Here is a 20,719-nt window from a genome sequence, read left to right as displayed (position 1 = left end):
GCAAAGGCGCCGGAGCCAGTCACGGCCCCGGCGCCTCCATCAAAGAGCATGCCTATATGTACCGATCTCCGAAAACCACATGTCACTCCGGATCAAACGACATGTCACCCGAACCGACCTTAAAACGATACGTGGCAGACTTATCACCGTTGTCGAATTCAAGATTCAATATGGTCTCGCCATCGTAGCCAAGCGGAAGGAAATCGCTCTCGAAGTCACCGCTGCCCACGGTGAGACTCGCCGTAAAGCCCGTAGAGTTCGGAACCGTTATCTCCACATCGCCCGAGCCCACGCTTACGTCCATCGACTTCGCGGGAGCCTGGTAGAGCTCGAACGTCGCATCGCCCGAACCGACCTCAGCACTGAGCGCATCAGTCACGCTGCCCGTAAACTCTACATCTCCCGCACCCAGGAAAAGGTCAAAACCATCACAGATGACACCGGCAATCTGCAGATCACCCGAGCCCACGTGCGCGTTGACTCCCTTCAGATGTTCGGCAACACGGCGCGGCAGCTCAACCGTAACTGAGCGATCGATTGCCTTACCGTCATCACTTCCAAACTGGGAAACCTTGAGCGTCGAGTCCTCGACGAATGCGATGTTTTGCGTCGCGGCCTTGGAGGCATCCATACCCTTGGCAACGCGCCCCCGCTCGATAACGCGAGCCTTGTTGCCATCGACAACCTTGACGTCCACCGAAGCCGCATTGATATCGAAATCGAGGTAGCGGAACTCATCGGCATCAAAGGTCGCACTCGAAAGCTGCTGAGGCTGAGCGGAATATTTACCGCCATCGTTCAAAACATCGTCGTCAACAACATCGTCCATACCAGACAAGCCGGATACAACATCGTCGAGATCCCACGGACCATCAAAATGAATCAAAGTCCGCGAAATGCCAAAGACAAGCCCGATGATGAGCACAAACGCTCCGATGCCGACGCCCAGGCGCAGCTTGGATTCATGCGAAAGCTTCATCATTCGTCACCCTCTTTGGCACATGGCTCAGCGGTGGCCGCAGTAGCTACGTCAGCATCAGGTTCCGCAGAAGCATCCTTCTCCTGAGCCTTAACCGCCACCGGCGCCGGACCAATCTGAATATCCCCGCGCGCCCAATCGCCATCGAGCGCACGCGCCACCCAGTGATAGATGGGAATCGTGAAGAAGATTAGCGCGGCAAAGGGGCCGGCACCAAACAGGAACATCAGCAAAAAGAACAGCAGCCAGCACACGGCCCAATACGGAAACGACTGGAACGGCCCCTTCACCGGAGTCGAGCCAACCGCGCCGCCACTCGTCACCTGCGCCGTAGCAGCATTGGCGGCCTGCGCGCTCCAGCTTGCAGCCTGCGCCGCCTTAGCCGCGGCATCACTCGCCTGCGTTGCGGCCTCGGTAGCGCGTGCCGCCGCCTCGTGGGTACGGGCTCGCTCCGCCGCCTCGGCCTCGCGCTGGCGGGCGCGGTCCTCATTCTCAAACTCGATATCGTCCTCGATCTCGTCGCTCGGATTGAGCAGCTCGTCCAGACTCACACCATAGAGCTTGGCGAGCGAGATCAGGTTCTCGGTATCGGGCGAGCTCTCCGCGCGCTCCCATTTACTGACCGCCTGGCGCGACAGTCCCAGCTTTCGCGCCAATCCCTCTTGGCTAAAGCCCTTGCTGCGGCGAAGGTCGGCGAGCCGCTGCGCAGTTTCTACATTCATGGTTCCTCCTATGTGATGCCAGCCGTGCCGCCGGACCGTTTTTGTTCTTAAGGCGCCTTGCACAGTTAAAAATCTATCCGCCACCGCCAAAAGCATGCCACCTATTCTAGTGAGATTTTTGACAACCGGAGGTTGCGGGCGCATATGAGCTGCGGAAATGTGTCCAAACAAAGCAATGACCCGCAGCTCGGTTGTCCCCGTTGCGGCGTTAACGGTAGTATGGTCGTACTGTTTATTCCGCACCGCCAACGGAGGGAGTTCCGCGCCGTGAACCGCGATTTCGCATCATCGCTCATCCAGCTCAACAATACGTTCTATCGCGAGCACTCCGCTTCCTTTTCCGATACGCGCCAGGCCCCGTGGCCCGGCTGGGTGCGCACCATGGACATCGCGCTTGATCAGCTCGATGTGGCCACGATCGAGCATCCCGTCCGCGTCTTCGACCTTGCCTGCGGCAATATGCGATTCGAGAACTTTGCCGCCGGCGGGGCACTTGCCGCCAAGGGCGTCGACGGCGCAAACCCCTCGGCAGATGCCAGCTGCCCGTTTGAGTTCTATGGTGTCGACTCGTGCCAAGATCTGGCAATAGACGCCCACGGCCACGCCCTGCGCATTCCCAACCTGCACTTCCAGGAACTCGACGTGCTCGACGCCCTCATGAAGCTCAACCCCGCCGAGACACCCGACGTGCTTTTCGACGCCCCGCTCGCCGACATCTCGGTCTGCTTTGGCTTTATGCACCACGTGCCGTCATGCGAGTACCGCGTACGCGTGCTCGACGCCCTGGTGCGCCAGACGCACCCGGGCGGCATCATCGCCATCAGCTTTTGGGAGTTTATGAATGACGAGCGCATGGCGCGCAAGGCCGTTCGAGCCGAAGCCCGCGCCGAGCTCACCCCGCCGTTTGAGGGTTACGATTCCGCGCAGTTTGAAGCCGGCGACCACCTCATTGGCTGGCAAAACGACCGCCACGCCTACCGCTATTGCCATCACTTTGACGATCAGCAGATCACCGACTTGGTGCGCGGCGTCCGTACGTTCTACAAGAGCGGCGAGGTTCCCGTACGCGAGCTCGAGCGTTTCCACGCCGACGGTCGCAGCGGCGAGCTCAACCGCTATGTGATTCTCAAGCGTCTGTAGGCACCGACGACTCGCCGCCGAGCCGCACCGCAGCGTTCGGGCAAATCGCCCCCTTCTAACCCATCGCCGGAACGCGCAGCCATGCGTTCCATACTTATGACCAAGGAGCCTCATGGGAGCCGTCCACGCTCGCACCCCTAAGAACTTTGTGCTCGAGGAGCGCTTGGAGCGCTATGCCGATGCGATTGAGACGAACCCCGAGGCCTATGCCGGAGATTGGCGCAAGGCCTGTGCGCCCGCAGGCAGCAAGCCTTTCGAACACCTTCACCTGGACCTTGGCTGTGGCAAGGGAACGTACCTTGTAGAGCGCGCGGCCCACGAGCCCGACACGCTCTTTATCGGTATGGACCAGGAGCCCATCTGCATCGCCTATGCCGCACAGAAAATCTGCGAGCAGGGGCTGTCCAACGCACTCGTCCTGCCCCGAGGTGCCGCATCGCTGTCGCAGCTATTTGCCGCAGGCGAGCTCGATGCCATCACCATCAACTTTCCCACGCCGCAGCCCAAGGCCAAGTACGCCAAAAAGCGACTCGTCCATGTCGACCACCTAATGCTGTACCGTCCGCTCTTTTCAGCCGGTGCCACCGTCACACTGCGAACCGACAGTAAGCCATTGCGCGACTACGCCTTGGGGCAGTTTGCTGCGGCAGGCTACGACACGCTTTGGGTAAGCGACGACGTCCGCCGCGACCATCCCGAGCACCCCGAGACCGAATACGAGCGCCGCACGCGCGAGATGGGTGCCGTCGTCTATGGCATTTGCGCCACACCCGGCGCACATCCCAGTGACGATGTGCTCACGGCGGGTCACATGCAGGAGCAAAGTCTTGCCTGCTACCTGCCCGATAACCTCGATGAGCTCACCTATGTGCCTCTGGGCATGGAAGAAGCCGTCGAGAACTTTAGAAACCGCGCCCGCAAGGGCAAGAAGCGCTTACCGCAGGAGTCCTAGGGGCTTCTGATGGTCGCGGCATCGGCAAACAAGCGCAAATAAGCGCCAGCGAACGGTCCTCAAACCTAAGTGAGTAGACTATTTAGCAATAGCAAAGCACAACCCGCATAGCGAAAACTAAAACCGCAGGTAGAGCCCTTGCGCAAAAGCCATGTGCTCGCGATATCGCAAAAAGTCTACTCACTTAGCTGGCTACTGCACCAAACGGCTGGGCAGAACGCCCATTTCCTGCATTTTCTCGCGCGCTGGCACCCCGCGCCGCCGCTACGCCATAATAGTTGGCGGACAATCGCGAGAGAAAGCAACCACACATGGCACAGACCACGACAGATACCGCCGCCAGCACCGTCTCGGGCGCCGGCGCCGCCAGCTCATTCTCGGGCGGCACGGGAACCGAGGCCGAGTTCGGCTCGCTCGGCGCGCTCTCCCCCACCTGGTGGGAGCCCGAAGACGGCAGTGAGCCCGAACCGTGGCTCACGGCCGATCAGGCCTTCGAACGCTTCTTTGAATGGACGAGCGACCGCGGCATCGAGCTGTGGGATCACCAAGAAGAGGCCCTCATGGACCTGGCTGCCGGCGATCACGTCATTTTGGGCACACCGACCGGATCGGGCAAATCGCTCGTCGCGCTGGGCATGCTCTTTATGGGCATGGCGCAGGGCAAGCGCTGCTATTACACGGCCCCCATCAAAGCCTTGGTCAGCGAAAAGTTCTTCGACCTGGTACAGGTGCTCGGCCGCGATAACGTCGGTATGATCACCGGCGACACGCATATCAATACTAAAGCGCCCGTCATCTGCTGCACGGCAGAGATCCTTGCTAACGACGCACTGCGCGAGGGCGAAGATGCCGATGTGGGCTGCGTCGCCATGGACGAGTTCCACTACTTTGCCGACCCCGATCGCGGTTGGGCCTGGCAGGTACCGCTGCTCACCCTGCCTCACACACAATTCATGCTCATGAGCGCCACGCTCGGCGATGTCACCGCGATCGCCGCCTCACTCGAGGAGCACACCGGCGCCGCGTGCGATCTGGTCGTCGATGCCCCACGCCCCGTGCCGCTGAGCTACGACTACGTGACGACCTCCCTCGAGGGCACGGTCGAGCTCGCAATGCGCCGCGGCGAGGCCCCGCTCTACATCGTGCACTTTAGCCAGGACGCCGCACTTGCGACGGCGCAATCCCTCGCCAACTTTGGTATTGCCAGCAAGGAGCAGCGTGGGGCCATCAAGGAGGCGGCCAAGGGCACGAGCTTCTCGACGGCCTTTGGCAAGATTCTTAAGCGCTTGCTCGGATGCGGCGTCGGCGTGCACCATGCTGGCATGTTGCCGCGCTATCGTCTGCTGGTCGAGCGCTTGGCACAACAGGGCCTGTTGCCCGTCATCTGCGGCACCGATACGCTCGGCGTCGGTATCAACGTGCCCATCCATACCGTGGTGCTCACCGCGCTCACCAAGTTCGACGGCTACAAGATGCGTCGTCTGCGCGCCCGCGAGTTTCATCAGATTGCCGGTCGCGCCGGCCGCTCGGGCTTCGATACCGAGGGCATGGTGATTGCCGAGGCACCCGAGCACGAGATCGAGAACGCCAAGCTCATGGCCAAGGCGGGCGACGACCCCAAGAAGCTCCGCAAGATTAAAAAGAAGAAGGCCCCCGAGGGCTTTGTCACCTGGAACAAGCAGACCTTTGAGCGCCTGATCGAGACGCAGCCCGAAACGCTCAAGCCGCGCCTTCGCATCACACACTCCATGGTGATTAGCGTGGTCGAGCAGGGCGGCGACGCCCGCGCCCGCGTACACGACCTCATCGAGACGAGCCTGCAGACTCCCGAAGAAAAGGCTAAGCTCGAGGTTCGCGCCGACGAAATCTTCGCCACGCTCATCGACTCCGGCGTCGTCGTGCGCACCGAGGTACCGCCCGCACCCGACGCTCCGGCTGATGCCGCGCCGGACATCGACTACGCGCTGACGGTCGACCTGCCCGAGGACTTTGCGCTCGACCAGCCGCTCTCACCGTTTTTGCTTGCCGCGCTGGAGCTGCTCGATCCCGAGAGCGAGACCTATACCATGGATCTGATCTCGATGGTCGAGGCCACGCTCGAGGACCCCAAACAGGTGCTGCGCGCACAGGAGCGTGCCGCGCGCGATCGCGCTATGGCCGAGATGAAGGCCGACGGCATCGAGTATGAGGAGCGCCTGGAGCGTATTCAGGACGTCACGTACGAAAAGCCGCTTGAGGACCTGCTCGACGCCGCCTTTGACAAGTACTGCCAGGAAGTACCCTGGGCAAACGACTACCAACTCTCTCCCAAGAGCGTTCTGCGCGATATGCTGGAGAGCGCGAGCGATTTTAAGGGCTACATTCAAAAGCTCGGCATCGCCCGCTCCGAGGGCATTTTGCTGCGCTACCTGGCAGAGGCTTACCGTTCGCTCGACCGCACCGTACCCATCGAGAAGCGCGACGAGCGCCTGCGCGACATTATCTCGTGGCTGGGCTTTGTGGTGCGCTCGGTCGACTCGAGCTTGGTAGACGAGTGGGAGAACGCTGGCAACCCGGCAGCCCTCGACGCCACGCCGCCGCAGGGCATCGACGAGGTCGTGGCGGACCGTCGCGGCTGCACGCTGTTGGTGCGCAACGCGCTCTTCCGCCGCGTGACTCTTGCCGCCCGCGAGCATGTGCGCGACCTGGGCGAACTCGACGACGACTGGGGCATGAGCGAGATCCGCTGGCAAAAAGCACTCGACGCTTACCACGAGCAGCACGAGGAGATTCTCACCGACGGCGACGCGCGCTCCTCTGCTATGTTCTCGATCGACGAGTCCGACGAGAAGGCGCTCCACGTGTGGCACGTGCACCAGATTTTTGCCGACGAGGACGGCGACCACGACTTTGGCATCATGGGCGATGTCGATCTGGACGCCACGCAAGACGGTGGCGAGGTCATCTTCAAGAACTACCGCGTCGGTTTTATCGAGGATTTGCTCGAGGATTAGCCAAGCATATTGGGACGAAACGAAGCGGGGCTGTTGGCAACATCGCCAGCAGCCCCGCTTTTTCACTATCCGCTATGCCTTACTCGGCATCCTCGACCTCATACGAATCCGCCTCGGCTGGCTCCTCGTTTGTCTCTGGCGCAGCCTCGCGCGCCTCGTCAAACGCTGCCTTCATGGTCTTGTTGCCCCATGTGAGCTTGCGAATGGTAAGCTCATCGGCCTTGTTGTGGGCCAAGCGTAGGTTCTCGGTGCTGCGGCGCAAGTCGTCCTTGGTCTTCTCGAGCTGCTTAATGGCGGCATCGATCTCCTTGATTGCCGACTCGAATTGCTTGCTCGCCAGGTTGTAGTTGCGCGAGAAGCCATCCTTGAACTTCTCCATCTTGGCTTCGAAGTTCGTGACATCGATATTCTGCTGTTTGTACTCCGCCAGTTCCTGCTTATAGCGAAGCGAACCCATAGCGGCGTTGCGAAGGAGCGTAATCATGGGGATGAAGAACTGCGGGCGGATCACGTACATCTTCTCATAGCGGTAACTCACGTCGACGATACCCGCGTTATAGAGGTCACTCTCGGGCTCCAGCAGGGTGCAGAGCACCGCATACTCGCAGCCTTTCTGGCGGCGATCGTGATCGAGTTTCTTAAAGAAATCCTCGTTCTTGTGTTTGGTCGCGGTCTCGTCGTTCTCGTTTTTCATCTCGAACATGATCGAAATGATCTCGTTGCCGCTCGCGTCGCACTCGCGGAAGATAAAGTCGCCCTTGGTGCCCTCGGACGCATCGTTATCTTTCTCGAAGTACGCGTTGGGAAACGCCGTCATGCGCAGACGATTAAACTCGGTCTCGCAGTGCTGCTCGAGCGACTCGCCCACCATCTTGGTGGACAGGCGGACCTTCATGTCCTTAAGGCGCTCAATCTCTTCATCCTTGTAGCGAATCAGTTCCTCGTTCGCGCGCTTGGTCTGCGCAAGTTCGAGCTCGTGTGCCGCCTTGGCCTGCTCCTCGCGTGAATCGCGCACCGCCAGCTCACTCGTGAGCTTGGCGCGGGCCTCGTCACGCTCACGCTCCGCCGCGGCGACCGCCTCCGATAGGTTCATCTTGGCCGTCAGTTCCTGTTCGCGCAGCTGAGCACGCAGACCCTCGGCCTCCTGCTCGGACTGAGCCTTTGCGACGGAAAACTTCTCCTGAACCTTCGCGCGATAGTCAGCAAGCGTACGTTCGGCCTCGCTGCGAGCGGCCTCGAGCTCACGCTGCGATTCGGCCGCAGCAGCAGCAAGCGCCATCTCCTGGGCCTTGTCCGCCGCGGCGAGCCTGGCTTGCAGCTCGGCAATCTGGGCATCACGTGCGGACAGGTCGTTTTGAGCAGCATTGCGTGCCGCTGCCTCGGCAAGCTTGGCTTCATCATCTTTGCGCCCCAACTGCGCACGCAGGTTGTCGATCTCGCGCTGCAGTTCGGCATTCTCCTTTTGAGCATCGGCGCGGGCCTCAACCGCCGCGCGCTGGCTTGCACTCTCGCGCTCTGCAGTAGCGCCTTCGAGCTTGGCGCGCAGCTCGGCAAGCTCGGCATCGCGCTTGGCGACTTCTTGCGCCAGCTGTTGAGCCGCAGCGTTCTTCTGCTCTACGAGCTCAGCGTCGCGCTGAGACTCTGCCTTTTGCAAGGCAGCCGTCGAACGCGAACGCTCAAGCTCCAGCGCCTGCTCGCCCTCGCGCTGGACCGCCTTCACACGCTCATCAAGATCGCGCGAGAACTCGGCATCGCGCACCTGTTTGACGATATCTGCATAGCCGGACGCATCGCCCTTAAACACTTCGCCGCAATGCGGGCACTTGATCTCGTTCATGGCAGCTCCTCGATGGACGCAAATTTCAACCGCCTACACTCTACCGCGCCGCACGGACAAAAAAGACGCCGCCGCCATAATGGCAACGGCGCCAGAACCACCACAAAGGCGACTGTCCCCTTTGTGGTGACTTGGGTCCTTACAGGTCGCGGTAGTCGATCAGGCGAAGATCAGGTTGAGACTCAAGCCAAGTGCGAAGCTCGGGGTCGATCAGCGCATCGACTTCCTTGGTGCGGTCGGTCGTGAGCGAGCTGTTCTCCAGGATAAAACGATCGAGATAGCCCGGATGGCACACAAAGACGACCGTCTCGCCGTCCACCATCTCGCGAACCGTCTGCATGATTGCCTCTTTGGGCTCGTAGCCCGGCTCCATCGAGCGCATCACCATGCGCAGATCAGTATCTCCGCAATGCACCACAGCCGCGGGGTCGAAGCTCGCCTTTTGCTCCTTAAGGCCCAGCTCCTGAGCAACCGCCGAGATCGCTCGGTTAAGGTTTTTGCTCATGACGGCATGGGCCTCAAAGTAATCGGGCTCGCGGCCCACGATCTCGACAAAGCGGTCATGCTGCGCGCGGATCTCGATGCAGGCCTCGTCGAAGTCTATCAACTCCTCGCCGCGCTTAAAATGATCGCGGAAGGTACGGCTGCTATGGAACTCGCCGTTCTCGTTGAGCATGCTCGGAATGAGCGCCGGGTCGGCACACGGCTTGCCCAGGCACACGTTGGTGTGCTGACCCACCGCAATGCCGACATCCGCCACGAGCGACCAGCCACGCTCGGCCTCGGGCATATTGGGCATAAGTCCCGCCGAGCGCACCAGGCCCTCATTGATACTGCGGGCAATCCCCAGGTTAACGGCATACGAATAACCGATATCGTCGGCACGAATGAGCAATTGCTTCATATTGACCCCCATCTACGGAAAGGGACACTTGAAGCGCAGCCAAGTGCCCCAGATAATTGTCCTACCGAACGGATGCTTTAGGCTTTGGCGGCAGCAGCGTCTTCGTCGAGCTGCTCCTTGGTAAAGCCAAAGAAGTAGGCGATGGCAGCGGCGGCAACAAATGCAGTGCCCGATGCAACGCAGCCCCATACGAGATTAGCAGTTCCGCCTGCAACATAACCTGTAATACCAAGGATATTAGTTGCGCCCAAAACATACGTGGTCACATTAGTGAGAGCCGCGATCAGGCCGCCGATAGCGCCGCCCGCGACCATGGCACCCAGGCAGCGAGTATACTTAAAGCCGCAGCCATACAGCGCGGGCTCCGTCACGCCACCGACAATGCCGGAGAGCGAGAAACCAAGCATAGCGCCCTTTTCGTCGACCTCCTTAAGGCGCAGGAAGGCACCGAAGGCCATGCCCCACGTGGCGAACTGAGCGATAGCACCCGCGACCATAACGCAGGAGTCAGACCCTGAGGTGAGCACCTGCACAATGCCGAGGGCAATCAGAACCTGGTGCATACCGGTCATAACCAGGAACTCCCAAAGCGCAGCAATGGCGACGAGGGAGAGGATCGTGACGATGCCGCCAGCGTTTCCGAGGCCGAACATAAAGTTGCCGACCAGGTCGCCCAGAATGGAACCAATCGGAGCTAGGGCGCACAGGGAAACGGGGGTCATCACAGCCATGGTGCACACGGGCACAAACACCGTGGAGAGCATGTCGGGGATGATCTTCTTCATGAACTTCTCGACGACCATCAGCACCGGCATAGACAGCAGCATGGGGAGCACGGTCGCAGAATAGTTGTTCAGCTGAGCCGGGAGCGCGCCGTAAACCATCGTGGTCGTAGCACCCGAATCCGCCGCAGCGTTGACCAGCGTCATGAACTCAGGGGCAATGAGCACGCCGCCGAGCATCATGCCGAGCGGCTGGCTGCAGCCGAGCTGCTTTGCGGCAGCCCAACCCAGATAAACAGGGAGGAAATAATAGCCTGCGTTGTAAATCCAGTTGTAGAAGAAGTTGTAGATGTCGGAATCAGCAGACCAGATACCGAGCATGCCGTCGCCGCAAAGTACGGCAAGTGTGCGGAACATGGCGGCGCCCATGATAATGGGGATCGTCATGCACATTGTCTTGGACAGGTAGTTAAGGGCCTTCTTGCCCGCAGTCTTGACCGTCAGTGGCTCCTTGGTGCCGTCATCGAGGCTCTCGTCAATGGAGCCTTCGCCCTTGACGCCCAGCGCAATGGCGGCGTCATAGACCTTCGGCACGTTCTGGCCAATGATGACCTGATACTGGCCGCCAGACCACTGTGCGCCCAGCACACCCTTGATCTTCTTAACTTCATTATCATTGGGAATGGACTGATCTTTGAGGTTCAGACGCAAGCGGGTCATGCAGTGCGTCGCGTTCGTCACATTGGAGGCGCCGCCGACGGCAGCGAGCACGTCCTCGGCAATCTTCTTGTTATCGACAGCCATGTCGAATCCCTTCTCTTCCAACTAAAGGCCGTGGGACTTCACGGCGCCAAGACGCACGATTCCGCTCGCGCCTGCGCAGCGCGCGATATCAGTTGGCAAGAGATTGATTTGCATGTGATTCCCGGGTGGATCGACATGAAAAAAGCCCCGCGCACAACCGACAGAGACCCAATTATGGTCTCGGCAGAATCGGTAGTGCCTCTCGGAGCTGCGCCGTGAGTAACACCCAACACACGGCGAGTATATGCGGCAGATGCGTTCGTTGCGGCTCAGATTACCGACGAACGGTAGCAAACGACCCGCGAACGGTCGCCATGACGGAAAGGAAATACCAGAGAGCCTATTTATCCGAGTGGACAGAAGCCACGCGATTCACATGCATGATCAGATAGACGAGCTCCTCTTGGGCCAATGGCTCGCCAAAGGTCTCTTGAATCAGATCGTCGACACGGTGAGCGCAACGCGATGCCGCCGGATACTGCTCCACGAGCACGTCGTAAAGACCGGAGTTCTCGGTATCGATCGGCTCTTTCTTTGCCACGCGGTCGAGCAGATAGCGCACATGAGTGGCAAAGCGGGCAAAGGCGAACGACGAGCGATCGACCGTCACACCCAACTCTTCTTGAATAATCGCGACCGTCATATCGAGCAGTCGCTCCTCGTGCTGCTCGGCAAGCACGCGCCGCTCGCTCGGCTTAACCGATGCGTTGACAATCGACATGGCAATGCCCGCGGCCTCGCTTCGGGGCATACGCACACGGAAGCTTTTCTGGATGCCGCGAACAGCCAGCTCGCCCAAGCGGTATTCGATGGGATGCAGCTGCTCCAGATCGCGCTCGAGCGGCAACGACACCACCATGTGTTCGCGGGCGCGCTTAATGGCAAACTGGATATGGTCCGCCAGTGTAATGGGGAGGTTAGGGCTCAATTCGTACGAAAGCTGTCCGGTTGCGATATCAGCCAGCTGAGCAGAAAACTCCAGCACCTCGGGGTCGACCTCATCAATAAACGCCAGGTACTTTGAATCAATGCCGTAAAAGGTACGCGTGATGACATCCAGGTCGACCTCATGCGGCATATCGCCAAAGCCGATACCACGACCCAGCGCGATAAGCTGACGCCCCGCGCCGTCTTCGCAGATGGCAGCGTTATGGTTAATGCGCTGGATAGCCCTCATGGATTCATCGCTCCTACTGAAACGCGCCGCACAGACCATCCGCGCGGCGCGTTCATTCTACCTGCACTTACAGCTACAGTCCAAAGAAGCCTAGGATTTGGTCACGGCTTACGGGCTTGTACTCGTTGGCATCGAGGCCGACATCATAGCGAAAGATGGGGCGCTCGCGATCGCGGTTGCGCGCGTTGGTGCGGTCTCCCCTGCTGTGGATATGCCCGTGCAACATGATGGCGCCACGCGCCTTGCCGTTCCAGCTGAGCATGGGGTAATGGCTCATTACCAGGCGATGGCCCTTCGCGTAACCGGGGGCGACCTCCAGATAATCGCGCACCTCATCCCAAATGTGCGGCGCGTCTGGATCTTCCCAGTCGCCGTCATGGTTACCGCAGATGAGCGTTACGTTCTGACATTCGATGCGCTCGCGCAGGCGCACCGCCTCCGCCAGGGGCAAACGATAGGTAAAGTCTCCCAAGATATAGAGGCGGTCGTCCACAGCCACGCACTCATTGATGGCATCGATGACCTTGCGGTTCATCTCCTCGACCGAATCAAACGGTCGATCCATGTCGTGCAAGATATTCGTATCGCCCAGGTGCAGGTCGGCGGTAAACCACATCATCGTCTCTGTCCTCATTTCGCAACGCGTATAAGACCTGTTTAGTATACAGACGCGGCGATGAGACAGTCACCCAAAGAGCCCGCCGAACAGACCTCGGCGACGCTTGTCCTGCTTTTTCGAAGCGTCATCCCGCGTCTTCTTGCCCTGCCGCTTCTTACGGTCCTGCTCCAACTCATCGTCATCGAGTAGCATATCCCACTCAAACGGATCGTCTGTCAGATCGAACAGGTCATCGTCATCAAACACGTGCGCCTCCATTACCGATTAGCGAGCATCCACAACGTAGTTGAGAAGTCTACGGGCCCGTGCGGACACAAATTCATCCTGTCTGCGTCTTTCAATCGTTTGCCGCAACGCTTGCGCAACGGAACGCTTGCAGATAAGATAGGAACACGGATGGCACCCGTGGCAGCGGGTCTTGCCAACTCCGATACACGTTTTCATCGTGAGAAATGGTCGTCTTCGCTTACGCGGGGGCGGCCACTTTGTTTATCCCTATGTCATCTGATTCTAATGCACAAACATGCGCACGAACTTGTGCTTCCAGCTTGCGTAAGGGGCATAGCGGAACGGCACGTCCAGCCACGTTGCCTTGTTCACGATGCTCTTCTTGTGGCTAAACGTATCGAAGCTCTCGCGTCCATGGTACTGTCCCATACCGCTCGCCCCCATGCCGCCAAAGCCCATATGGCTCGTGGCCAAATGCATAATGGTGTCATTAACACAGCCACCACCAAAGGGCACGTAACGCACAAAGCGCTGCTGAACCTCACGGTCTTGGCTAAAGATATACAGGGCCAGCGGCGTCGGACGATCCGTAATAAACGTCTCGGCCTCGTCTAGGCTCTCAAACGACAGCACCGGCAAGATGGGGCCGAAAATCTCCTCCTGCATTACGGCGTCCTCAGGCGCCACGCCGTCCAAAATCGTCGGCTCAATCTTGAGCGACGACTCGCGCGCGGTACCTCCCAGCACAACCTTGTCGGGGTCGATCAGCCCGCGTACGCGCGCGAAATGCTTGGCGTTGACAATATGACCGTAATTCTCATTGTCGAGCGGATGCTCGCCAAACATGCGGCGGGCCTCCTCCTTGATGAGGTCCAGCAGCTCGTCGTGCACGCGCGCATCGACCAGCAGGTAGTCGGGCGCCACGCAGGTCTGCCCCACGTTGAGCCATTTACCAAAGGCGATACGGCGTGCCGCGACCTTCAAGTTAGCCGTCGCATCCACGATGCAGGGACTCTTTCCGCCCAGCTCAAGCGTCACGGGTGTGAGGTTTTTACTTGCACGCTCCATGACGAGCTTGCCGACCGGAACGCTACCGGTAAAGAAGATCTTGTCCCAGCACTCATCGAGCAACGCTTCGTTTTCGGCACGCCCGCCTTCGACGACCGTCACCAAGCGCGGATCAAATGCCTCTTCACAGATTTGCTTGAGCACCGCGCTCGATGCCGGAGCATAGGCGCTCGGCTTGATGACCACGGTATTGCCCGCGGCAAGGGCGCCGGCGAGTGGCTCGAGCGTCAGTAAAAACGGGTAGTTCCACGGAGCCATGATGAGTGTGACGCCATAGGGCACGGACTGCGTCTTGCACACACTCACGGCGTTGGCGAGGTCACACGGACGCAGGCGCGAGCGACTCCATCGAGCCACATGCGCAATCTGATAACGAATCTCGGAAAGCGAGGTGCCGATCTCGCACATATACGCCTCGTCATGCGACTTTCCCAAATCGGTCTTGAGCGCATGGGCAATATCGGCCTCGTGGGCCCGCACCGCATCGCGTAAACTCACGAGCGCACGACGTCGAGCATCGACATCAAACGTGGCGTGTGTCTTAAAGTAGGCGCGCTGATCGCCGACGATGCGCGCAATTTCCTCGGTGTTCATGGACCCTCCTAATTCTCGCCCTCAAACATACCACCCGCGACGACCTCGTACATACGCTCGAGCTCCAAACGGTCCATTAGAAGCGGAACGGGGTATAGCGGATTGGCCTCGGCATCGGCATGGGCCGCCATTTGTGGAATATCGGAGCGGCGAATGCCCGTCACATATTTGGGTATGCCCAAGGCGGCGTTCATGCGGTCGACCCAATCGATAAAGGCCTCAGCAGCCACGTTGTCCAGCGCATTAGCCGGCGCAATGCCGGCCATGCGGGCGAGATCGGCGAGCTTGGGAGCAGCAGCTTCGCCATAGGCGCGAAGCATGTGCGGCAGGATGATGGCGTTGGCCAAGCCGTGGGGAATCCCGTAACGCCCGCCCAGGCTGTGCGCGATGGCATGGACGTATCCAACATAAGAGCGCGTAAAGGCAACGCCCGCTTTATACGCCGCCGAAAGCATATTGCGGCGCGCACACATGTTGCCACCGCACTCATAGGCCTCGAGCAAATTGTCGTGGATGAGCTGCACCGCCTGGCGCGCCATCTTGCGCGTATAGGGCGTGGTGCTGCGCCCGATAAAGGCCTCGACGGCATGCGTCAGGGCGTCCATGCCCGTTTGCCCTGTAATGGAGGCGGGCAGGCCGCGCGTAAACTCGGGGTCGTGCACCGCAAAGCGCGGGATCAGCACAAAGTCGTTAATGGGATACTTGTAGTGCATCTCGTCGTCGGTAATTACCGCTGCAAGCGTGACCTCGCTTCCCGTGCCCGCCGTGGTGGGAACGGCGATGAGCAGCGGCAGGCGACGATGGATACGCAACAGGCCGCGCATCTTGTTGATGGGCTTCTTTGGCTGCGCGATGCGCGCGCCCACGCCCTTGGCGCAGTCCATGGCCGAACCGCCGCCAAAGCCGATAATGGCCTGGCAGGCGCTCTCTCGATACAGAGATGCCGCTTCCTCCACGTTTGAGACCGTGGGGTTCGCACGTGTTTCGGCATAGACCGCAGCGCTAATTCCCTTGGACGCGAGCGCTGTCTCGAGCGGTGCCGTGAGCCCCAGACGGGCAATGCCGGGATCTGTCACGATAAGAACATGGTGTATTGAACGCTTTTGAAGCACTGCGGGCACTTCCTCAGCGTGCTCTAAAATGCGTGGCTCGGTATAGGGCAGCACCGGCAATGCGATGCGAAAAACCGTTTGATACGTTCGGCACCAGGCGCGGCGGGCTAGATGCATAAAGGAAGCTCCTTCATTTGTTGATTGGTCAACATTTGCTCGACCGATTGTACTCATCGGAGGTCGCACGAGGTCTAGCAATCGTTAATCAATCAACATCTACACATGCTTAAATTGTTTTATTAAAAATCATTCCTAATAGGCTTCACATTCGGTCTCATTTATGGATAATAGAACTCGTCAAGACGCACGTCCGGAGAGGGCCCTTACGGGACCGGACGAGCGCACCATCGCCATCGATCGAAAGGATCGAATCATGAAGTTTGTTTGCCCCGTTTGCGGTTATGTGGAAGAGTTCGACGGCGACCAGCTGCCCGAGGATTTCAAGTGCCCCCAGTGCGGCGTTCCTGGCTCTCGCTTCCTGAAGCAGGAGGAGGGCCAGCTCGAGTGGGCTGCCGAGCACGTCGTGGGCGTCGCCAAGATGGAGGGCGTCTCCGAGGACATCGTTGCCGATCTGCGCGCCAACTTTGAGGGCGAGTGCTCCGAGGTCGGTATGTACCTGGCCATGGCTCGCGTTGCTCATCGCGAGGGTTATCCCGAGATCGGCCTGTACTGGGAGAAGGCTGCCCACGAGGAGGCCGAGCATGCCGCCAAGTTCGCCGAGCTCCTGGGCGAGGTCGTGACCGATTCCACCAAGAAGAACCTCGAGATGCGCGTTGAGGCCGAGAATGGCGCCACCGCCGGCAAGACCGATCTTGCCAAGCGCGCCAAGGCCGCCGGTCTCGATGCTATCCACGACACCGTGCACGAGATGGCCCGCGACGAGGCTCGCCACGGCAAGGCTTTCGCTGGCCTGCTCAAGCGCTACTTTGGCTAAGCCAACTGCCTGAGACATAACCTCTAGCTCGAAGAAGGCCCGGACCGTATTGGTTCGGGCCTTTTCGTTGGCTTATTGCAGTTGCTCCTGAAGAACACTGAGCGACTGAGAGCTCAGGTCGTCGTATTGTATGAGGACGCGAGATGGAGCGTTCTTAGTCGATGCCCGATCACCCGTCCACAGGCAATCGGCGATGTTGACATAGGAAATACGAGCGTCAGCGAGAGCCTTCGCGAAACTCTCCCCTGCCTTGTCCTCGGCCAGGGCAACAGTGCAGTAAAGGCCCGCGTCTGCATGCTCGATCGAGACCTCCCCTGCCGGAAACGCTTTCCGTACAAGCGCTGCCAGGCCATCGCGTGCCTCGCGAGCACGCACGCGCACGCGGTTCACATGCCGCTCGTAATCACCCGATTCCAGCAAGCGCGCTAAAGCGACCTGGTCAACAGAACTTACCGACGAGGCGTAGAAACCAAGGTTGCGTTTAAACCTCTCCATTAGTTCATCGGGCAGCACCATGTACGCCAAACGTAACGCCGATGAAAGGCTCTTCGAAAACGTGTTGGTGTAGATGACCGATTGGGCGGCATCGATCGACGCGAGCGCGGGAATCGGCTTGCCGGCAAGGCGAAACTCACAATCAAAGTCATCTTCGATGAGATACCGGTCCGGCTGCTCGGCGGCCCAGCTCAGCAGGGCATAGCGACGCGCAATGCTCGTCACAAGGCCGGTCGGATATTGGTGAGACGGCATCAGGTGAAGGACATCCGCCCCAGTTTTCTGCAGAGCGCTCAAGTCCACGCCCTCACCGTCCAACGGGATATGCCGCACTTCGCAACCCATGGCCTGATAGATGCGCGTCAGGCGCAGATAGCCCGGATCCTCAACGGCATACACCTTGTCGGCTCCAAGCAACTGAACCAACATGGTATCGAGCAACTGGGCGCCCGCACCGATAACGATGTTGTCGGGGTCGACATTCATGCCCCTTGTCCCACGCAAATGGTGAGCGATAGCGCGTCGTAGCCGAGCGGTGCCCTGTGCCGGCGCGGTCGAAAAGATTTCACGTTCATCTTCGGATGTCAGCGTCGCCCGTAGCGCGCTTTGCCAAAGCCGCGCCGCCTCCAAGGCGGAAGGAGAAAGTGCGTCGAATCGCTCGACTTGTCCGTTGACATCATGCGCGCTGGGGCCCACGGAGGCGTCATCTCGGTCGATGCCCTCCGCAGCCGAAGCCAAAACCGGTGCATCGGGAAGCTCGCACGCGTAGTAACCACGGCGCGGCTTTGAGCAAATATAGCCCTCGGCAAGCAACTGGCTATATGCATTTTCGATTGTAATGACACTAATTCCCAGATGACTGGCAAAGGCTCGCTTAGACGGCAGATGTTCCCCCGCCGCAATGCGTCCAGCTACGATATCATCTCGAATTTGCTGGTAAACATACTCATAGAGCGATGCTTCGCCGCGTTTTTCCAAATTGTAGTCAAGCACGAGCCTATCACCTGACCTTATCGAATCATTCAATCTGGTATTAGTCTGGTCTTGTTATTATCTCGAAAACTGAGTATTTCGCCATACCCAGCTCCCCGATAGGATGTTCCGTCAAGCAATGCACATGCCAACCAAGGGAGCAACAATGGCAGAACAGACCAGCAAGGCCGATCGCGTCAAACTCAATCGCGAGCTCGCGCAGATGCTCAAGGGCGGCGTCATCATGGACGTCACCACGCCCGAGCAGGCACGTATCGCCGAGGAGGCAGGCGCCTGCGCCGTCATGGCTCTCGAGCGCATCCCGGCCGACATCCGCGCCGCCGGCGGCGTGTCGCGCATGAGTGACCCCAAGATGATCAAGGGCATTCAAGAGGCCGTCTCCATCCCCGTCATGGCCAAGTGCCGCATCGGTCACATCGTCGAGGCGCAGGTCCTTCAGGCCATCGAGATCGACTACATCGATGAGTCCGAGGTTCTCTCCCCCGCCGACGATGTCTACCACATCGATAAGACCCAGTTTGACGTCCCGTTTGTCTGCGGTGCCCGCGATCTGGGCGAAGCGTTGCGCCGTGTTGCCGAGGGCGCCACAATGATTCGCACCAAGGGCGAGCCGGGCACGGGCGACGTCGTCCAAGCCGTGCGCCACATGCGCAAGATTCAAAAGCAAATCCGCGACGTTGCTGCTCTGCGCGATGACGAGCTCTTTGAGGCAGCTAAGCAACTGCAAGTTCCAGTCGAGCTTGTGCGCGAGGTCCATGCCACGGGCAAGCTTCCCGTGGTGAACTTTGCCGCCGGCGGTGTAGCAACCCCCGCGGACGCCGCGCTGATGATGCAGCTGGGTGCCGAGGGCGTCTTTGTCGGCTCGGGCATCTTTAAGAGCGGCAACCCCGCCAAACGCGCCGCCGCCATCGTTAAGGCTGTGGCAAACTTCACCGACGCCAAGCTCATTGCCGAGCTTTCTGAGGACCTGGGCGAGGCCATGGTCGGTATCAACGCTGACGAGATCGAGATCATCATGGAGGAGCGCGGACGCTAGTCCAGCAGAAAGGATCGCACATGAGCGATTATGCAGGCCAGACGGTCGCCGTGCTGGCGGTCCAAGGCGCTTTTGCCGAGCACGAGACAAGACTATCCGAGCTGGGCGCACGTTGTATTGAGCTGAGGCAGGCGGCTGATTTGATGCAGGACTTTGACCGTCTGGTACTTCCCGGCGGCGAGTCCACCGTTCAAGGGAAGCTGCTTGATGAGCTGGGCATGCTCGAGGAGCTTCGCGCCCGTATCGCTGAAGGCATGCCCGTCCTGGGCACCTGCGCCGGCTTGATTCTACTGGCTCACGACCTTGCCGCCCATGACGATAAAGGCACGCCGCGTTTGGCAACCATGGATGTACTTGTCGAGCGCAATGCCTACGGCAGGCAGCTCGGCAGCTTTCGAACCAAGGGGCAAGTAGCCGGCATCGACGGCGAAGCGCCGCTGACGTTTATCCGCGCGCCCCGCATCGTCGAGGTCCACGGCGACGCCAAGGCCCTGGCCGAAGTCGATGGCCGCATCGTCGCTGCCCGCCAAGACAATCAGCTCGGCGTAACCTTCCACCCCGAACTCGACGAAGACACCCGCCTCCACGAACTGTTCCTACAAATGTAGGCGGAATCGAAACGAGTGCGGATTTTCGGACACTTAATAGACGAGAGTGGATAATCTCCCACTTTGAGCTCGAATACAGGCCCAAACCGGGAAATTATCCACTCTCACGTTATGCAGTCGTTGGGGACGTCCTTAAACGACTAGTTATTTAAGAACGTCCATTACAGTCGAAATTGTCAGCCCGGGCCCGTCTCGGGCTACGATTGAGGCGCGCCCAGAACGGGCCGCCGACCGGGCGCCCGCGCACGGCCGAACGTCCCTGCCCCCGAGAGGGCCTGTTGGGTGCTGCCGGCGCGGGACGCGCCGCCCCCGACGGCTGATAGGAAAGTGCCGGGCAGAGGCCGCGGCTGGTAATGTGAGTGCCGAGGGGGAGGCCATCCGGTCGAACGACTACCGGAAGGATACCACCGTGAAAGCGCCATCGACCAGACCAGGGGCCGTGCTCGGCCTGGACGTCGGCAAGTCCTCCCACTGGGCCTGCCTGATCGACCGCGGCGGGGAGGTGCTGGCCAGCGCCCCCGTCCGCAACCGGGAGGGCGCTCTCGACGCGCTGTTCTCCTCCGCGCCCGCCGGCACGCTCGTCGTGGTCGACCAGTTCCGCAACATAGGGTCCCTCGCCGTGAGGCGGGCCCGCGCCGCGGGGCTGGCGGTCGCCCACCTGCCCGGCCTCGCCGCCAGCCGCGCCGCCGGGCTGTTCGCCGGCGAGGCCAAGACCGACGAGCGCGACGCCGAGGTGATCGCGCGGACCGCCCTGGGCGTGCCGGACTCCCTGTCGGGGGTCCCGGGCCGCGGCGAGGCCCTC

Annotated in this window: 18 protein-coding genes; 7 read left to right on the top strand and 11 right to left on the bottom strand. The window is 60.0% G+C overall.

What is annotated here, in order from left to right:
- Positions 1 to 82 precede the first annotated feature (82 nt).
- Both DW892_RS04350 and DW892_RS04345 read right to left on the bottom strand, forming a co-directional pair.
- On the bottom strand, positions 83 to 982 hold the full coding sequence (locus DW892_RS04350; protein ID WP_117765964.1) for a DUF4097 family beta strand repeat-containing protein: 900 nt from the start codon (positions 980 to 982) through the stop codon (positions 83 to 85).
- Entirely contained in the window at positions 979 to 1,701 is a 723-nt protein-coding gene (locus DW892_RS04345; RefSeq protein WP_117765962.1) for a helix-turn-helix domain-containing protein, read from the bottom strand. Before DW892_RS04345 ends, DW892_RS04350 begins: the two co-directional genes overlap by 4 nt.
- A 219-nt stretch (positions 1,702 to 1,920) precedes the next feature.
- On the opposite strand from DW892_RS04345, the gene DW892_RS04340 reads away from it, so the two are divergent.
- From DW892_RS04340 to DW892_RS04330, 3 genes are all read left to right on the top strand, one after another.
- On the top strand, positions 1,921 to 2,841 hold the full coding sequence (locus DW892_RS04340; RefSeq protein WP_147349845.1) for a hypothetical protein: 921 nt from the start codon (positions 1,921 to 1,923) through the stop codon (positions 2,839 to 2,841).
- A gap of 112 nt (positions 2,842 to 2,953) precedes the next feature.
- Positions 2,954 to 3,793, top strand: coding sequence for a tRNA (guanosine(46)-N(7))-methyltransferase TrmB (locus DW892_RS04335; RefSeq protein ID WP_117765958.1), 840 nt, complete (start codon positions 2,954 to 2,956; stop codon positions 3,791 to 3,793).
- Positions 3,794 to 4,104: 311 nt separating this feature from the next.
- A complete protein-coding gene (locus DW892_RS04330; RefSeq protein WP_117765956.1) occupies positions 4,105 to 6,786 on the top strand; it encodes an RNA helicase in 2,682 nt (893 codons plus the stop codon).
- Positions 6,787 to 6,865: 79 nt separating this feature from the next.
- Here DW892_RS04330 and DW892_RS04325 read toward each other — a convergent pair whose 3' ends face one another.
- From DW892_RS04325 to DW892_RS04290, 8 genes are all read right to left on the bottom strand, one after another.
- The gene (locus tag DW892_RS04325) at positions 6,866 to 8,623 is read right to left on the bottom strand and encodes a DUF2130 domain-containing protein (protein ID WP_117765954.1); all 1,758 of its coding nucleotides are present in this window, start codon (positions 8,621 to 8,623) and stop codon (positions 6,866 to 6,868) included.
- A 139-nt stretch (positions 8,624 to 8,762) separates the two neighbouring features.
- Positions 8,763 to 9,527: a ChbG/HpnK family deacetylase gene (locus tag DW892_RS04320; RefSeq protein WP_117765952.1), complete on the bottom strand. Its 765-nt coding sequence runs from the start codon at positions 9,525 to 9,527 to the stop codon at positions 8,763 to 8,765.
- Positions 9,528 to 9,604: 77 nt separating this feature from the next.
- The gene (locus DW892_RS04315; RefSeq protein WP_117765950.1) at positions 9,605 to 11,053 is read right to left on the bottom strand and encodes a PTS transporter subunit EIIC; all 1,449 of its coding nucleotides are present in this window, start codon (positions 11,051 to 11,053) and stop codon (positions 9,605 to 9,607) included.
- A gap of 340 nt (positions 11,054 to 11,393) precedes the next feature.
- Entirely contained in the window at positions 11,394 to 12,230 is an 837-nt protein-coding gene (locus DW892_RS04310; RefSeq protein WP_158548887.1) for a PRD domain-containing protein, read from the bottom strand.
- Between the two features lie 73 nt (positions 12,231 to 12,303).
- Positions 12,304 to 12,849: a metallophosphoesterase gene (locus tag DW892_RS04305; protein WP_233546816.1), complete on the bottom strand. Its 546-nt coding sequence runs from the start codon at positions 12,847 to 12,849 to the stop codon at positions 12,304 to 12,306.
- 66 nt (positions 12,850 to 12,915) lie between these two features.
- Positions 12,916 to 13,095 (bottom strand): hypothetical protein, encoded by a 180-nt coding sequence (locus DW892_RS04300; protein ID WP_117563521.1) that lies wholly within the window; start codon positions 13,093 to 13,095, stop codon positions 12,916 to 12,918.
- Positions 13,096 to 13,359: 264 nt separating this feature from the next.
- Positions 13,360 to 14,739 carry an aldehyde dehydrogenase gene (locus tag DW892_RS04295; protein ID WP_117765946.1) on the bottom strand — a complete coding sequence of 460 codons (1,380 nt, stop codon included), beginning with the start codon at positions 14,737 to 14,739 and terminating at the stop codon, positions 13,360 to 13,362.
- An 8-nt stretch (positions 14,740 to 14,747) separates the two neighbouring features.
- Positions 14,748 to 15,968, bottom strand: a complete 1,221-nt coding sequence (locus tag DW892_RS04290) for an iron-containing alcohol dehydrogenase (protein WP_117765944.1) — start codon at positions 15,966 to 15,968, stop codon at positions 14,748 to 14,750.
- 253 nt (positions 15,969 to 16,221) lie between these two features.
- Between DW892_RS04290 and DW892_RS04285 the strand changes: the two genes are divergently transcribed.
- Positions 16,222 to 16,785 carry a ferritin family protein gene (locus DW892_RS04285; RefSeq protein WP_070097113.1) on the top strand — a complete coding sequence of 188 codons (564 nt, stop codon included), beginning with the start codon at positions 16,222 to 16,224 and terminating at the stop codon, positions 16,783 to 16,785.
- A 72-nt stretch (positions 16,786 to 16,857) separates the two neighbouring features.
- Here the strand turns inward: DW892_RS04285 and DW892_RS04280 are convergent, their stop codons facing one another.
- On the bottom strand, positions 16,858 to 18,273 hold the full coding sequence (locus tag DW892_RS04280) for a PLP-dependent aminotransferase family protein (RefSeq protein WP_158567024.1): 1,416 nt from the start codon (positions 18,271 to 18,273) through the stop codon (positions 16,858 to 16,860).
- A 145-nt stretch (positions 18,274 to 18,418) separates the two neighbouring features.
- On the opposite strand from DW892_RS04280, the gene pdxS reads away from it, so the two are divergent.
- The 3 genes from pdxS to DW892_RS04265 all read left to right on the top strand — a co-directional run.
- Positions 18,419 to 19,309: a pyridoxal 5'-phosphate synthase lyase subunit PdxS gene (pdxS, locus tag DW892_RS04275; protein ID WP_117765940.1), complete on the top strand. Its 891-nt coding sequence runs from the start codon at positions 18,419 to 18,421 to the stop codon at positions 19,307 to 19,309.
- A gap of 20 nt (positions 19,310 to 19,329) precedes the next feature.
- On the top strand, positions 19,330 to 19,917 hold the full coding sequence (pdxT, locus tag DW892_RS04270) for a pyridoxal 5'-phosphate synthase glutaminase subunit PdxT (RefSeq protein WP_117765938.1): 588 nt from the start codon (positions 19,330 to 19,332) through the stop codon (positions 19,915 to 19,917).
- A gap of 355 nt (positions 19,918 to 20,272) precedes the next feature.
- The coding region (locus DW892_RS04265; protein WP_199577678.1) for a transposase at positions 20,273 to 20,719 on the top strand (447 nt) is incomplete at its 3' end.

This window comes from Collinsella sp. AM40-7AC (genome assembly GCF_003468125.1).
GTDB classification, from domain to species: domain Bacteria; phylum Actinomycetota; class Coriobacteriia; order Coriobacteriales; family Coriobacteriaceae; genus Collinsella; species Collinsella aerofaciens_O.
This window is presented reverse-complemented; position numbering and strand designations above follow the sequence as displayed.

What these genes read in the sequence shown, in the direction of transcription:
- DW892_RS04335 (WP_117765958.1), top strand. Translation starts at nt 2,954, where the DNA reads ATGGGAGCCGTCCACGCTCGCACCCCTAAGAACTTTGTGCTCGAGGAG.
- DW892_RS04315 (WP_117765950.1), bottom strand. Translation starts at nt 11,053, where the DNA reads ATGGCTGTCGATAACAAGAAGATTGCCGAGGACGTGCTCGCTGCCGTC.
- DW892_RS04320 (WP_117765952.1), bottom strand. Translation starts at nt 9,527, where the DNA reads ATGAAGCAATTGCTCATTCGTGCCGACGATATCGGTTATTCGTATGCC.
- DW892_RS04330 (WP_117765956.1), top strand. Translation starts at nt 4,105, where the DNA reads ATGGCACAGACCACGACAGATACCGCCGCCAGCACCGTCTCGGGCGCC.
- DW892_RS04310 (WP_158548887.1), bottom strand. Translation starts at nt 12,230, where the DNA reads ATGAGGGCTATCCAGCGCATTAACCATAACGCTGCCATCTGCGAAGAC.
- DW892_RS04290 (WP_117765944.1), bottom strand. Translation starts at nt 15,968, where the DNA reads ATGCATCTAGCCCGCCGCGCCTGGTGCCGAACGTATCAAACGGTTTTT.
- DW892_RS04325 (WP_117765954.1), bottom strand. Translation starts at nt 8,623, where the DNA reads ATGAACGAGATCAAGTGCCCGCATTGCGGCGAAGTGTTTAAGGGCGAT.
- DW892_RS04295 (WP_117765946.1), bottom strand. Translation starts at nt 14,739, where the DNA reads ATGAACACCGAGGAAATTGCGCGCATCGTCGGCGATCAGCGCGCCTAC.
- DW892_RS04345 (WP_117765962.1), bottom strand. Translation starts at nt 1,701, where the DNA reads ATGAATGTAGAAACTGCGCAGCGGCTCGCCGACCTTCGCCGCAGCAAG.
- pdxT (WP_117765938.1), top strand. Translation starts at nt 19,330, where the DNA reads ATGAGCGATTATGCAGGCCAGACGGTCGCCGTGCTGGCGGTCCAAGGC.
- DW892_RS04350 (WP_117765964.1), bottom strand. Translation starts at nt 982, where the DNA reads ATGATGAAGCTTTCGCATGAATCCAAGCTGCGCCTGGGCGTCGGCATC.
- DW892_RS04340 (WP_147349845.1), top strand. Translation starts at nt 1,921, where the DNA reads ATGGTCGTACTGTTTATTCCGCACCGCCAACGGAGGGAGTTCCGCGCC.
- pdxS (WP_117765940.1), top strand. Translation starts at nt 18,419, where the DNA reads ATGGCAGAACAGACCAGCAAGGCCGATCGCGTCAAACTCAATCGCGAG.
- DW892_RS04305 (WP_233546816.1), bottom strand. Translation starts at nt 12,849, where the DNA reads ATGATGTGGTTTACCGCCGACCTGCACCTGGGCGATACGAATATCTTG.